Here is a 14,507-nt window from a genome sequence, read left to right as displayed (position 1 = left end):
GTTCAAGGATTATCGTACTTAATTTCGAATATTCCCGGTTAAGTTGACGATACCCACAGAAGGCCCTCTGGGTTAAATACCTGACAAACTGGACGTTCTGGAACCATGTGCGGGCGATCGCAGCACTGGCAGCAGCAGCATTGTTTACGCTAGCGACCAATCAATAATTCAATTCAGCAAAATTGTAAGTGTTTTTTGTCAGTTGTCATTGGTCATTTGCAAATACACCAATGACAGAGGCATTTCCCAACTACCCCTTGACATCCTTGAGTAGTATGTTTAACCTAATAGTTAATTAACTGCGCGGTTAAATACTCTTTCCCACCCTAAATGTCTACTGATCAATTAAGCGTTACCTTTGCTGCCCTAGCTGATCCGACCCGACGTGCTATCTTGGCTCATCTGGCTCAAGGTGAAGCCTCCGTAACTGAGTTGGCTCAACCCTTTGCAATGAGTTTGCCTGCGATTTCTAAGCATCTCAAGGTGCTCGAGCGTGCAGGATTAGTTACCCGGAGTCGAGAGGCGCAATGGCGGCCCTGCCGATTAGAGGCAGAACCACTTAAGGATGTGGATCATTGGCTTACCCAATACCGCCAATTCTGGGAACAGAGTTTCGATCGCCTGGATGACTATCTCCAGGAATTACAAGCAGAGGAAAAGAAAAAAGGTCGCAAGCACAAGACATAGATTAGATGCGCGCAATCGCACAGAACAACACCACCGCCCTACTCTAAGGAGAAACACAATGGTGAAACAAACTGGCTCTACTGGTACAGAAAGCGATCGCACAATTACTATCACTCGTGTCTTCAACGCACCGCGAGAGCTAGTGTTCAAAGCATGGACAGACCCAAAACACATTGAGCAGTGGTGGGGACCCAAAGGGTTTACAACTCGCGTGCTTGAACTAGATCTGCGTCCAGGTGGGCGATCGCGTTATGTTATGGTCGGCCCTGACGGCACAGAGTATCCGGGTAAAGGCGTTTTTCGCGAGATTGTTCCTCCTGAACGCATCGTTACCACTGATGAATTTGATGAAGGCTTCGATAAAGTGATGGACGCAGATCTGCCGCAGGGCATGGTGCTGACAGCATTGTTTGAGGAGTTAGACGGCAAGACGAAACTGACGCTCCAAATTGTGCATGAGTCTGCTGATGATCGGCGCAAGCACGAAGAAATGGGTGTTGTTGCTGGATGGAACTCCAGTTTCGATTGCTTGGACGAATACTTGGCAACGCTCTAGAAGGCGATAGCGTCAATGTTTCAGGATGGACTTAGGTTCGATTTATTCAACCTAAATCCAGTTCATCTTGTCATGCGATCGCTTAAAACTATTAAGGAGAAATACCATGCAAGTTGTTCAAAAAATCACTCCGTGTTTGTGGTTTGATGATCAAGCCGAAGAGGCCGTTGAGTTCTACACCACTATCTTCAAAAACTCAAAAGTTGTGAACATCTCTCGGTACGGAGAAGCTGGTCATGAAGTCCACGGAAAACCAGCAGGGACAGTCATGACAGTAGCATTTGAACTGGCTGGGCAAGCATTTACTGCACTCAACGGCGGTCCAACCTTCAAATTCAACGAAGCCATCTCGTTTCAGATTATGTGCGAGACCCAGGAAGAAGTGGACTATTACTGGGAAAAGCTATCTGAAGGTGGGGATGAAAAGGCACAGCAGTGTGGCTGGCTGAAGGACAAATACGGTGTTTCATGGCAAGTTGTTCCCACCATCTTGCTAGAGATGCTGAACGATTCTAATTTTGAAAAATCTCAACGAGCTACGGAAGCAATGCTTCAAATGAAGAAGATTGACATTAATCGGTTGAAGCAAGCGTAAGTTGCAATTGGGCGACTTTACACATCGTGATGACTTCAAAATTTACAGATGCAAGTTCCCCCTTCCGCCCAGAGTTTCTCATGCCATAGTTGAACGGAGGCAAATGACCCAGAACTCTATAGAACTTAGAAGGAAGAGATACTTCAAGCTCAGTTCACAAATTGCTCAGTTGGATAATGTCCAATTGCGTTCTCTGTGGGACAACCGTGAGTTGAATGAATCGAGTACAGGCTGGGGAACGAATCACACTATCTTTCTTGGACAATCCAAGGTCTTTGTGAAACACATTCCAGTTACAAACCTTGAATATGACAACCTGTTCTCCACCAGAAATCTCTATAATCTGCCAACTGCTTATAATTACGGCTTCGGTTCCACAGGTTTAGGAGTCTTCCGTGAACTCGTGGCTCATATCAAGACCACCTACTGGGTATTAGACGGAGCGATCTCCACTTTTCCCCTGATGTATCATTACCGGATTATGCCGTTCTCTGGACAACGAACGGATGTGGAAATGGAACGCTGGGGCAATCATGCAAATGTGCGAAAGTATGTGTCCGACAGAGCGATCGCCAACTATGAATTAGTGCTGTTCCTAGAGTACATTCCGCATGTTTTGGAGACCTGGCTGCGGGAAAATCCTAACACACTTCAGAACCATTTAGATGCCTTATGTACGACGATCGCCTTTTTGAGGACGAAAGGAATCATTCACTTCGACGCGCATTTTCGCAATATCCTGACCGATGGCGAACAGACCTATCTAAGTGATTTTGGTTTGGTACTGGACAAGAGTTTTGCGTTGACGAAAGATGAGGAAACTTTCTTTGAGCAAAACACATTTTACGACTATGGAGAAGTCCTGCGGAATCTGGGGCACTTGATTCGATCGCCCTATGATGCCTGTTCGGAAGCTAAACAACGCAAGATGATGGAGAAATATGGCATCAAAGCAGGTTTAAAACCTTATGAAGTGGGGGCGATATTACTCGACAACATCGAGCAGATACATACTGATGGAGATCTGAAATTAGATGAGTTTTATGTCGCCAGCATCGTCAAGTACGGCAGCATTATTGCATTGATGCAAGGCTTCTCTGCAGAGATGTGGGGAAATGACCAGAAAGATACGAAGCTGCCTCACATGGCACTACAGCAGTTGCTCAAAGAGACGGGGTTGATCGCTTGGTATGGACACTAAACCTAACAACACATCTGCTCTACAAGATAGGGAACTCACGATTACTCGCATGTTTGATGCGCCGTGCCACCTTGTGTTCAAAGTTTGGACCCATCCGAAGCATCTTGCCTGCTGGTTAGGTCCAAAAGATTTTACAACCATCGCCTGTCAGATGATATGTGCAATTGGGCGGCATTTACCGAGCCTGTATTCGATCGCCCGAAGGCAAAGACCATTGGATGCAGGGTATCTACCACGAAATCATTGAGCCAGAACGATTGATCTTCTCCACTCTCTTCCTTCGTTCTCCTAAACTCTTCTATTCCAGTTCTCCTAAAATCGTGAACCGAATGTGATTGATCGCTAGGTCTCCGACAGAAACATCGACCAAATCGCCCACCGGAATTCCTTGACTCCTCAGCGATTCAAACGTAATACCTTTGCCAATCTCGGCGTGATACCACGGTAAGCCCATGAAAAAACGGGTTGGGTAAGGTCCGCCTTCAATAATGTCATCAGGATTTGATTCCATTGGCAACCAGCCAAAGCCAGGAACATAAAACTCTAGCCATACATGATTGAAGTCTGGTTCTAGCGGAATATTTTGTCGATCGCCGAACGGCGGACATTTGTAGCGCCCGACGGTTCGGCAAGCAATTCCATTTAAACGAGCTAACGCAAGCAGTAAACCCACATACTCCCCGCAAGAACCAATTCCGCGTTCTAAAACCACATCGGGTGGATCGATGTGTGGCTTAATTCCGTAGGACAAGCGATCGTAGACAAAGTTACGAATCTTCAAAATCTTCCGCAACACATTTGTCTCAGTGCCGATCGCCTCTTTTGCCGCTTGTTGAATGACGGGTTTATCCATCGCCAATTCATCATCATCGACCAGATAACGGGCTTGAAATTCTGGCGGCAGCTCGGGCGCTCGGTACGTATCATCAAAATTAATTTGATATTTAATCCCTCGAACTTCGAGTAAGGCTTTCCAGCCAAAGATGTGCCGCTCATTGGCTTTCAGCGCGGCAAACTTAAACACAGCGACTCGTTGCCCATCTTTAATTTCTTCGGTAAACGGCAGCCCGATCGCTTCAACATGGCGCACTTTCTGACGATGAGTTTCAGCCGGCAACGCAATTCGCCACTCCAAATCTTCTAAATCCACAGCATCGAGCGGCAGCAATTCTTCGATGTAGGACATTTCTAGCAAATATCCATTCGAGAGGGCATAGCGCTCTTGTTTGTTGTAATGAACGTAGAGCGGATGAATAAAGGTGCGATCGCGGAATGTCAATTCGTGGCTCGGATCTTCGTTCGGATTGTCGCGAATATAAGCCTCTTCTCCAGCATAGGCAACATAGAGCGTTGCTTGATGCGAGATCGGATTGGGCGCGAACGCAAGCCCAGTGGGGCTCTCAAACGGCGTCAACACATTGAACTGCAATTCTCCGGTGGCTCGATCCAGACAGTAAACCGTTTGTTCGGTGCGATCGCACAGCCACAGTTCTTCATCTCGCAGCGTGAGATTGGTGCTCCCGACGCCTGGCAGCGCAAATTGAGTAATCTTTCGACCCGTATTGCGTTCGTAAACCAGGATATAGCCTAGTTTCTGAGAGGTGACATACACCGTTGATTCCCAAACGCCAACCCCATCAGCAGGGTAGGGCAACGTCGCAAAAAGTTGAGGTGAGAACGTTTCAAAATCGCAGTAGTAAACGCTGTCCTCTTTTGTAAACCAAACCGTCTCCTGCCAAACCGCTAACCCTGTTGCATCCTCAAACAGTTCAACGTGATGAGGATTAAGAACGATCGTATTATCGGTTAGCGGATCGATTTGTAGAAGATATCCTCTAACGTGATCGAGCGCGATCAGCTTGTCTTGCCGCGCCGCTAAGCCATGCAGAGCATATACCCCAAAGGGTCGAAGCGTCCGAGGACTTCGTGCTGTGCGATCCATCGAGCTAGTCATGTCGTTCTGCCTTGTTGAGATCCCATTGAGCATCAGAGCCCAAACCAAATTTCCATCTTCACCTATGATAGTGAAGACTATCTCACGAAGAATGTATTGAAAAGAGCGTTAAGGCAGAATGTGAGATAGAAGCCGAGCAGTAGATGCTTAAACAAGGTCATTTTCTGCCTCATTCTAAATCCTTTTCCTGCGGGAGAAGGACTGCCGAAAAGCGCTTATCTGTCGTCCTTCCCCGGTCTGTTCTATGGCACGTGCATTACTTCTCGTCAATCGTCATGCTCGCAAAGGTAAAGAGGCGTTGGATGCTGCGATCGCGCAGCTTCAAGCCCTCGATTTTGAGTTATTCGAGGAATCGACTGACAATCCAAAACAATTGCCTAATGTGATCCGAAAGTATCGCGATCGCGCGGATCTGGTGATCATTGGCGGCGGGGACGGAACGCTAAATGCAGCGATCGATGGGCTAGTAGACACAAAGCTCCCGCTTGGCATTCTTCCACTGGGCACCGCCAACGATCTTGCCCGAACCTTAGGCATCCCGGACACTCTACCCGAAGCCTGTCAAATCATTGCGGACGGAAAGCACCATGCGATCGATGTGGGCTGGGTAAATGAGCAATACTTTTTTAATGTGGCGAGTATGGGGCTGAGTGTTGATATTACCCGTAAATTAACGAAGCGAGCCAAGAAACAGTGGGGCGTTTTTGCCTATGCCGCTACAGCATTACAGGTGTTAATCAATAGCCGCCGTTTTACCGCTGAAATTCGGACGGAAGACCGCTCAGAAAAGGTCAAAACGGTTCAGATTGCCGTGGGAAATGGTCGATACTATGGCGGTGGAATGGCAGTCGCAGAAGATGCGACGATCGACGATCAGCGGCTCGATTTGTACAGTCTAGAAATTGAGCATTGGTGGCAAATGTTGCTTGTGTTGCCAACGATGCGTCGAGGCACGCAGCGTAAATCGAAATGGGTAAAAACGTGGCAAGGCAAAGAATTTTTTGTTTACACGCGCAAACCTCGTGCCATTAATACTGATGGAGAAATTACAACCTATACGCCTGCTCATTTTCAATTGATTCCGGAGGCGCTAACGGTGTTTGTGCCTTAGCGTTCCACGGCATGAAGCAGGAGTGCTGATTAACCGCTACCAATCTGCGGTCACTCACCCCAACCGATACTTCAACCAAAACGCCAACATCGGCAACGCGATTCGATATCCCTGCTCTGCCCCGTACACCAAGCCTTTCTGCTCTAAACTTGCCAACGCGCCTTGCAATCCGCCGCCGCGAGACAAGTTGTGTTTTTGAATGTATTCCCGTGCATGAGGGCTATCGGTCGGATCAAGCGCTAAACTTTCTAGCACCCGCACTTGGCTACTGGGTAACAGCAGAATCAGCGACTCAAACGTAACGGAGAGATCTTCAACCAGCGCGATCGCACTCCGGTAAACATGATGCGGTTGAATTTGAGGCGATGGGTTGTGGAGGATCTCGAGCCAGAGACGGCGAGCCAGCGCGATCGCATCGCCAAAATGTCCTTGAACACAGCCCAGAAATAGCTCTAGCGCCTGAGTTTCGAGATCAAACGTGAGATCTTTCGTGGCCATTGCTTCAATAACCCAGGCCCGTAATTCCTCATCCGGCAAGGGGGCTAACGGAATCACTTTAACATCCACATCCTTCGTCCACCGTTCTGCAACCGTGGCAACTAGAGCGTAACTAACGCGAGACTGACGCTGAATCTCTTGGCGCAAATACTGCTCCCATCTACCGCCTCGATCCCATGATCGAATGTGCGGAAAGTTTTGAAACACCAGCACAACTCGACAATCTAGCCATTCTGCCAACACTTGCGGCAATGTCAGCAACGCTTCAAATAATAACCACTCTTTGCTAGGAGCAACCTGCCAAACCAGCACCAAACGTCCACTGGTCGCTGGCTTTAACGTAAACGGCTGATCTTGACTCCAGTGTTGAATAAAGGCAACTTCTTCGTCTGCTTCAAACGTGGTCAAAATTGCCTCAGCCAACAGCTGCAAAAATCGCCTGTAGTCTGTTGCACGAAGGCAATCAATTTCGATCACCCTTGCCTTTGCCTCAGTTGCCGCCGCTCGAATTAGCGTACGCCGACCAATGCCGGGAACGCCTGCCAATAACAAATCGCCATCTTCAGCCAAAATTTGACTGACCTGACGCAACTCCAATCGACGACCCACCAACGCTTTAAAACCAAACGGGCTTCCAACCATCACGGGAAATAGCGTGTAGACAATTCAGACCTTAGATAGCTGAAACCAAAGGGCTTGATGTCTCAATTTTATAATCTAAATTGAAAAATTGCACTAAGTTTTAGTGCTGTATTTTTTAGTTAAGCACTATCATGAGGAACTGTAAGCATTCATTCTCTACCTACTCGTTCTATGTCTGCACACGCTCAACCAAAGCTAGATACTGCTTGGCACACACTAGAAGCACCGCGATCGCTAGAGCTACTTCAAAGTGATCAGCATACCGGACTATCGCAATCGCAAGTCAGCGATCGTCAAGGAAAATACGGTCTGAACGAATTGGAAGAAACGGGCGGACGTAGCACGTTTGAGATTATTCTCGACCAGTTCAAAAACATCATGCTGATCATGCTGATCGCGGTTGCCTTGATCTCTGGTGTTTTGGATTTGCTGGACTGGAGAAATGGAGCGCTGAAACCGGGGGAAATCCCCTTTAAAGATACGATCGCCATTCTTGCAATCGTCATTCTCAACGGCATTTTGGGCTATCTCCAAGAAAGTCGAGCCGAAAAAGCGCTTGCGGCGCTTAAGCAGTTGGCATCGCCTAGAGTGCGCGTGTTGCGCGACGGTAAAACGCTCGAAGTTGATTCTAAAGATCTCGTGCCGGGCGACGTGATGCTGCTCGAAGCGGGGGTTCAGGTGTCGGCAGACGGTCGTTTAGTCGAAGCGATCAACTTACAGATTCGAGAATCGGCGCTGACCGGAGAAGCGCAAGCGGTGAATAAGAATGCGAAGGTGCATCTGCCAGAAGACACGTCACTTGGCGATCGCATTAATCTCGTGTTTCAAGGCACAGAAGTGGTGCAGGGTCGGGGAACGGTTTTGGTCACTGGAACCGGAATGCGAACTGAAATCGGCAAAATTGCCGCGATGTTGCAATCGGTCGAGTCAGAACCAACGCCGCTTCAGCAACGTATGAGCCAACTCAGCAACGTTCTGGTCGCCGGGGCATTGATATTAGTTGCGATCGTGGTGCTTGGCGGACTGATCGTGACTCGCGATTTAGGCAGATTTAAAGATCTGCTCGAAACCTCGCTCAGTATGGCAGTTGCGGTTGTACCAGAAGGATTGCCTGCCGTAATCACGGTAACGTTAGCCTTGGGAACGCAGCGGATGGTGCGTCGTCAAGCCCTAATTCGTAAGCTGCCTGCGGTTGAAACGTTGGGGTCAGTCACCACCATTTGTTCAGATAAAACCGGAACATTAACGCAAAATAAAATGGTTGTGCAATCGCTGCACACGATTAGCTTAAATCCTAAAGTAAGTGGGCACGGATACAGCCCTGAAGGGGAATTTCTAACGGCAGACAATGCTAAGTTGATTGCAACCGATCACCCAGAGCTAAGAGCGTTACTCCTAGCCTGTACTGTATGTAATGATTCGATTTTGCAACAGCAAGACGGACAGTGGGCAATTCTAGGTGATCCGACCGAAGGCGCACTGCTAACGGTTGCCGCGAAAGCTGGATTTGAGCGCGATCAGTGGAATAGCAAGCTTCCCCGGGTTGGAGAATTTCCGTTCTCTTCAGAGCGCAAACGCATGAGCGTGATTGTGAAAGATGCCGCCGGATTATTGCAATCTGAAACCGATTTTCTATCTACGCCCTATTTGCTGTTTACGAAAGGGTCTCCTGAACTGGTGTTGGAGCGATGCACCCAAATTCAAATTGGCGATCGCGTCGAGCCAATCACGCCTGACCACCGTCAGCAAGTTCTAGATCGCAATAACAGCTTGGCGAGAAATGGTCTGCGCGTGTTGGGGTTTGCCTACAAACCGTTGCAAACGCTTCCCGGTGAAGGCACCGATGAAGCGACGGAAAAAGAATTAGTTTGGCTGGGCTTAGTCGATATGCTGGATGCGCCTCGCCCAGAGGTTCGCGATGCGGTGGTGCGTTGTCGTCAGGCAGGCATTCGTCCGGTGATGATTACGGGCGACCATCAATTAACGGCCCAAGCGATCGCACAAGATTTAGGGATTGCTAAACCGGGAGATGAAGTGTTGACCGGACGCGAGTTGGAGCAAATGAGCTTTCAAGAACTTGGACAACATGTTGATCGCGTCAGCGTTTACGCTCGTGTTGCCCCAGAACATAAGCTTCGCATTGTGCAAGCGCTTCAAGAGAAAGGCAAAATTGTCGCGATGACGGGCGACGGGGTGAATGATGCTCCGGCCCTGAAGCAGGCGGACATCGGCATCGCCATGGGCATCACCGGAACGGATGTCAGCAAAGAAGCCAGCGATATGGTGTTGCTCGATGACAACTTCAGCACGATCGTGGCCGCGACCGAAGAAGGACGAGTCGTTTACACCAACATTCGTCGATTCATTAAGTACATCTTGGGATCGAACATTGGCGAAGTCTTGACGATCGCCGCGTCTCCTTTGATTGTTGCGGGCGGTGGCGTTCCGTTGACGCCCTTGCAGATTTTATGGATGAACTTAGTCACAGATGGTCTACCTGCATTAGCATTAGCCGTCGAACCCGCAGAACCGGATGTGATGAATCGTCCGCCTAACCATCCGGGGGAAAGCATTTTTGCCCGTGGATTAGGCGCTTACATGATCCGAATTGGCATTGTCTTAGCGATTCTATCGATCGGGCTGATGGGATGGTCGTACCAGTACACTCAGCAGAGCGGTGATCCGGAACGCTGGAAAACGATGGTGTTTACGACCTTATGTTTAGCGCAAATGGGACATGCGATCGCAATCCGTTCTAACACGCGCCTAACGATCGAACTCAACCCGTTCACCAATCCCTATGTGTGGGGGGCAGTCATTCTGACCAGCCTCCTACAACTCGCGCTTATTTATGTTGCACCGTTGCGTGACTTCTTTGGAACGCACCTTCTAAGCTCTACCGAACTCCTGATTTGCGTTGGAGTCAGCCTACTGATGTTTGTTTGGATCGAGGCAGAGAAACTCTTCTTCCGGCTCTTTTTCCGCAACCGCAAGCTGAAGTGAGTCTGCTCCGATAGACCTTTATAAAAATCGCGGCTGCGAGGAATCACTCCTTGCAGCCGCGATTTTTAGGAACAACCGTACACAATTCACATCGGAAGTTAGTAGCGCATAGATACTGAGTTCTGGCTTACTGCTTTGGAGTTCCTATTTGCCGCTAAAGAGTTCCTATTGGTAACCAGAGAGTTCCTATTGGTCACCAGGAAGTTCCTATTGGTGACCAAGGAGTTCTGATTTGCAGTTGGGGGGTTCTCATTTACGGCCGAAGAGTTCTCATTCATTGAGCCGGGCTTCTCGCTCACCGATTCGGAATTTGTAGAACGAGCGATTGCTTTGCAAGCTCCGAAGGATCGCTGCTTCTGCAGAAAGCATAGCTTTTAGAAAGCAGATCGGTCTTCGCCGTTTTGCCTACTGCTATTACCCTCATCCTCCTATCCTCTGACTAGGCCAGCAACACCCCTCCAAAGATAAATTTTCAAAGATAACAAATGTTCAACGATAAAATATGAGGACAGCAAAGCGTTTCTAAGATTGATCATGAAGCTCATATTCTATAGCAAGCCAGGGTGTCACCTCTGCGAAGGACTGCAAGAAAAGCTAGGGCAAGTCCAGCACCCGACGTTTGAATTAGAAATGCGCGATATTACGACTCGTGAGGAGTGGTTTCAAGCCTATCAATACGAGATTCCAGTTCTATTTCTAGAAAACCCGTCAAATTCCCAACTTGTCCCCTTGCCTCGGCTCTCCCCTCGCGCTACTGTTCAACAATTGGAAAGCCTGTTACAGAAATATTGCTCAGCAGGTTGATAATCAGTAGACCGACAATCCTCAGGCAAGGAGTGAATGTATGCAGCTTAGAGAGTTACTGGCAACGCTCCCCAATTTGGGCGAGCTTCCAACTCATCCAGCCTTTAGTGCAGAGGTAAAAGGATTAACGACCAATTCGCTTGCTTGTCAGCCCGGAGATGTGTTTATCGGAATGCCAGGAACCCGCGTGGATGGGGGAGATTTTTGGCAAGGCGCGATCGCGGCAGGTGCGATCGCGGCAATTGTTTCTCCCGAAGCTGCCGGTCGAGCCATGGGCGATCCGGTGTTTGCATCAGACCAACCGCCGTTGGTGATTCCTGCGATCGACATGACCCAAACCTGCGCTCACCTTGCGACTGCGTTTTACAATCATCCCGCCGCGAAACTGAAGCTGGTTGGCGTCACGGGAACAAACGGCAAAACTACCACTACTCATCTGATCGAATATTTGTTGAATCAAGCCGGTAAAGATACGGCGATGCTCGGAACCCTTTACACCAGATGGAAAGGGTTCCAGCAAACGGCAGTTCACACGACTCCATTTGCGGTAGAACTTCAGCAGCAATTTGCGGCGGCGATCGCAGCAGGCTGTGAGTATGGAGTGATGGAAGTCAGTTCTCATGCGCTTGATCAAGGGCGAGTGCTGGGCTGTCCATTCGAGGTGGCGGTGTTTACCAATTTGACGCAAGATCACCTCGACTATCACAAAGATATGGAAGACTATTTTGCGGCAAAAGCGCTGTTGTTTAGTCCGTCTTATCTGAAAGGGCGAGCCATCGTGAACCTCGATGATCCCTATGGGCAGCGTTTAATCGAACAAATCGAGCAACCCGTTTGGAGCTATAGCACACAGCAACCTGCCGATTTGTGGACAAGCGATTTGAGCTACAGTCCAGCCGGGGTAAGCGGAACTTTACATACCCCGATGGGAGACGTGCCGTTTCAGTCGCCGTTAGTCGGTCAGTTCAATCTGGCAAATCTGTTGGCAGCCGTGGGTGCTGGATTGGAGTTGAGATTGGAATTGGATGCGATCGCGCAAGCTCTTCCTCAGTTTTCTGGCGTGCCAGGCCGCATGGAGCAAGTCCAAGTCAGCCCCGCTCAAGACATTAGCGTAATTGTCGATTATGCTCACACGCCTGACAGTTTAGAAAATATGCTGAAAGCGGCGCGACCGTTTATTTCCGGTCAAATGATTTGTGTGTTTGGCTGCGGGGGAGATCGCGATCGCACAAAGCGCCCCTTGATGGGCAACATTGCGGCTACGCTATCTGATCAAATCATCGTCACCTCAGATAATCCCCGCACCGAAGAGCCAGCCCGAATTTTAAACGATGTGGTAGAAGGCATTCCAGCCTCCATCACGCCAACCGTGATTGCAGATCGGGCCACGGCCATTCACACCGCAATCCTGCAAGCGAAACCAGGAGATGGCGTTTTAATTGCAGGCAAGGGACACGAAGACTATCAAATTCTGGGAACCGAGAAGATTCACTTTGACGATCGCGAACACGCAAGAGACGCTTTGATGCAGCGGCTGACGGAGAAGTAAATCCGCTCAGTACACTGCATCACCACTATGCTGTTTGAACATAGGAGTGCGGGGTGGGGGAATCGAACCCCCAGCGTCGCTCTTGGTAAGGAACCTCTTTCAGAATTCGCAGTTGCTCCCAGCACATTTGGGTAGCCACCAGGCCCCGCAGCAACGCTACCCCGCACGAACCGACCGTCGTATAGACAACAGGTGCAATCATAAGACCCTCCTTAATGTTCACGAAGAACGGAGACCAGTGATGTCCTGCTGAGCAACTCTTGAGTACTTCTAGAAGAACCCGTGTGACCAAGACTTTAGGAAGGCTTAAAAACCTACCTTTGATAGGATTATAGCTCTGGAGTAACCGCGACTCTTGTTTAATTTTTCGCGGGAACAGAACTGCTTTCAGGCTTCGCCGGAGCCGCAAAATTACCAGTAGCAGGATTACTGGAATTTGATCCATCGGTTGGCGCGGAAGAACTAGGCGCTGACGACGGAGGAGCCGCTGCAAATTTATTGATCTGATCTTTAAATTGAGCCGGAGCTAAAGACGCTGCTTTATCGAAGAGCGGTTTCGCCTGATCGTCTCTGCCTTGCTCCTTCAACACTTGTGCTTTGTACAACACAGGCTGAAAGTCATTTGGGTTACTCCGCATCGCCTCATTAAACACATTCAGCGCTTCGTCGTAGCGTTTCTGAGTCGCAAACACTTTTCCAAGCAACACCTGTACAGCTGTCGTATCGACACTTCCCGCTTGGTTCTTGTTAGCAGCAGGGGCTTGCTTGAGCGTATCTTGCAACAGCCCGATCGCGGCCTCAGGACGCTGTTGTTTCACCAACAAATCTGCTAATCCTTGCAGCGATAGTAGATCTCCAGGCTTCGTTTGCAGCACCTCTCGATAGGTTTGCGCGGCTCCCTCGCGATCGCCGTTATACTGCTTCACCTGAGCCAATAGCACCGCGTATTCTGTCATGCCTGGATTGAGTTTTGAAAGTTTTTCGAGCGGCTGTACCATGCCCTCTGGATCGTTCAATTGCCGCCGCGCATCCAGCAGCCCGCGCAACGCCACCTGATTGTCTGGCTCTTTTTGAAGCACAGCCTCATAGCCCTTTGCTTGCGCCTCAAGCTCCACCTTGCGACCGTCGGAAGAAGCCGACTGACTGGGATTAGGGCTAGCTTTCGATTGGGCATCGCCACTCACTGCAGACGTTAGCAGGGGAATCATCGTTACCCCCAGCAGTCCAACCGTCGCCACAATCAGTACAACGTTTATCAGCCAACGATTCCGCTTTTCTGACACAAGATCGCCTCAAAACTCTACGCAACCCATGATAGTTCGTAATTTTAAATTCGTAGTTCGTAATTTGAGATCAGCGTCAGCGCCAAGAGTTTGGCATCACTCGCAGCTTACGAACTACGAATTTGTTGACTACGAATTTGTTGACTACGAATTTGCCGTCGCGGGTCTCTGGCTCGCTGTCGGTAAGGTAGTTTGAGAAACAGGGTCTGCTTCCGCAATTTCAATGTGGTTTAACAGGGTCGTTACGAAGGCAAATAGCAGGAACGGTAGTGACAAGACCAACACTAAGCCAACTGTTGCTAATGCATAGATCGGGCGGCTTGCTCCCATGAGTGCCATTGCGGATGCCAAACTCAGGAAAATAACGATTAACCAAGCGATGATCTGACCGTAAATATCTCCGAAGGAAAGCGTGCATCTTAACTGATATCGTTGGATGTTACTCATGGTGTTTCAACGTCTCACTATCCCTCTAAAAGTAACGCTTTCCTTAGCGAAGCGAGAGTGTTCTCAATGTTATTGCAAGGATCTTAATCTACCGTTACAGAAGAAAAGAGAGGGTCATGTTCGACCTGTGGAATCAGGAATAATGGAGGAGCCAGTTTCAAACTAGGATTTCTCTCA

Annotated in this window: 13 protein-coding genes; 8 read left to right on the top strand and 5 right to left on the bottom strand. The window is 49.1% G+C overall.

Going from position 1 to position 14,507, the window contains the following annotated elements; all coding sequences use genetic code 11:
• The first annotated feature begins 330 nt into the window (after nt 1-330).
• The 4 genes from AC5I6P_RS19085 (at nt 331) to AC5I6P_RS19070 (ending at nt 3,039) form a co-directional block, all read left to right on the top strand.
• Nucleotides 331-687, top strand: a complete 357-nt coding sequence (locus AC5I6P_RS19085) for an ArsR/SmtB family transcription factor (protein WP_495695368.1) — start codon at nt 331-333, stop codon at nt 685-687.
• Nucleotides 688-745: 58 nt separating this feature from the next.
• Nucleotides 746-1,243, top strand: coding sequence for an SRPBCC domain-containing protein (locus tag AC5I6P_RS19080; RefSeq protein ID WP_495695367.1), 498 nt, complete (start codon nt 746-748; stop codon nt 1,241-1,243).
• A 106-nt stretch (nt 1,244-1,349) separates the two neighbouring features.
• Complete coding sequence (locus AC5I6P_RS19075; protein ID WP_495695366.1) at nt 1,350-1,838, top strand: VOC family protein; 489 nt, start codon at nt 1,350-1,352, stop codon at nt 1,836-1,838.
• Between the two features lie 103 nt (nt 1,839-1,941).
• Nucleotides 1,942-3,039 (top strand): protein kinase family protein, encoded by a 1,098-nt coding sequence (locus AC5I6P_RS19070; protein ID WP_495695365.1) that lies wholly within the window; start codon nt 1,942-1,944, stop codon nt 3,037-3,039.
• Nucleotides 3,040-3,337: 298 nt separating this feature from the next.
• Here the strand turns inward: AC5I6P_RS19070 and AC5I6P_RS19065 are convergent, their stop codons facing one another.
• The gene (locus AC5I6P_RS19065; protein WP_495695364.1) at nt 3,338-4,993 is read right to left on the bottom strand and encodes a transglutaminase domain-containing protein; all 1,656 of its coding nucleotides are present in this window, start codon (nt 4,991-4,993) and stop codon (nt 3,338-3,340) included.
• 244 nt (nt 4,994-5,237) lie between these two features.
• Between AC5I6P_RS19065 and AC5I6P_RS19060 the strand changes: the two genes are divergently transcribed.
• The gene (locus AC5I6P_RS19060) at nt 5,238-6,104 is read left to right on the top strand and encodes a lipid kinase (RefSeq protein ID WP_495695363.1); all 867 of its coding nucleotides are present in this window, start codon (nt 5,238-5,240) and stop codon (nt 6,102-6,104) included.
• A gap of 54 nt (nt 6,105-6,158) precedes the next feature.
• Here AC5I6P_RS19060 and AC5I6P_RS19055 read toward each other — a convergent pair whose 3' ends face one another.
• On the bottom strand, nt 6,159-7,244 hold the full coding sequence (locus AC5I6P_RS19055; protein WP_495695362.1) for an AAA family ATPase: 1,086 nt from the start codon (nt 7,242-7,244) through the stop codon (nt 6,159-6,161).
• Between the two features lie 171 nt (nt 7,245-7,415).
• Here AC5I6P_RS19055 and AC5I6P_RS19050 point away from each other — a divergent pair, with 171 nt between their 5' ends.
• The 3 genes from AC5I6P_RS19050 to AC5I6P_RS19040 all read left to right on the top strand — a co-directional run bounded on the left by AC5I6P_RS19050 (nt 7,416) and on the right by AC5I6P_RS19040 (nt 12,600).
• Nucleotides 7,416-10,247 (top strand): cation-translocating P-type ATPase, encoded by a 2,832-nt coding sequence (locus tag AC5I6P_RS19050; protein ID WP_495695361.1) that lies wholly within the window; start codon nt 7,416-7,418, stop codon nt 10,245-10,247.
• 534 nt (nt 10,248-10,781) lie between these two features.
• A complete protein-coding gene (locus tag AC5I6P_RS19045) occupies nt 10,782-11,051 on the top strand; it encodes a glutaredoxin family protein (protein WP_495695360.1) in 270 nt (89 codons plus the stop codon).
• A 40-nt stretch (nt 11,052-11,091) separates the two neighbouring features.
• On the top strand, nt 11,092-12,600 hold the full coding sequence (locus tag AC5I6P_RS19040; RefSeq protein ID WP_495695359.1) for a UDP-N-acetylmuramoyl-L-alanyl-D-glutamate--2,6-diaminopimelate ligase: 1,509 nt from the start codon (nt 11,092-11,094) through the stop codon (nt 12,598-12,600).
• A gap of 25 nt (nt 12,601-12,625) precedes the next feature.
• On the opposite strand, the gene AC5I6P_RS19035 is transcribed toward AC5I6P_RS19040, so the two are convergent.
• The 3 genes from AC5I6P_RS19035 to AC5I6P_RS19025 form a co-directional block, all read right to left on the bottom strand.
• Nucleotides 12,626-12,802 carry a hypothetical protein gene (locus tag AC5I6P_RS19035; protein ID WP_495695358.1) on the bottom strand — a complete coding sequence of 59 codons (177 nt, stop codon included), beginning with the start codon at nt 12,800-12,802 and terminating at the stop codon, nt 12,626-12,628.
• Nucleotides 12,803-12,959: 157 nt separating this feature from the next.
• Nucleotides 12,960-13,883: a tetratricopeptide repeat protein gene (locus tag AC5I6P_RS19030; RefSeq protein ID WP_495695357.1), complete on the bottom strand. Its 924-nt coding sequence runs from the start codon at nt 13,881-13,883 to the stop codon at nt 12,960-12,962.
• A 144-nt stretch (nt 13,884-14,027) separates the two neighbouring features.
• On the bottom strand, nt 14,028-14,330 hold the full coding sequence (locus tag AC5I6P_RS19025; RefSeq protein ID WP_495695356.1) for a hypothetical protein: 303 nt from the start codon (nt 14,328-14,330) through the stop codon (nt 14,028-14,030).
• Nucleotides 14,331-14,507 lie beyond the last annotated feature (177 nt).

The organism is Myxacorys sp., assembly GCF_059501405.1.
The sequence above is the reverse complement of the archived record's forward strand: the minus strand, read 5'-3'. Positions and strand labels throughout refer to the sequence as shown.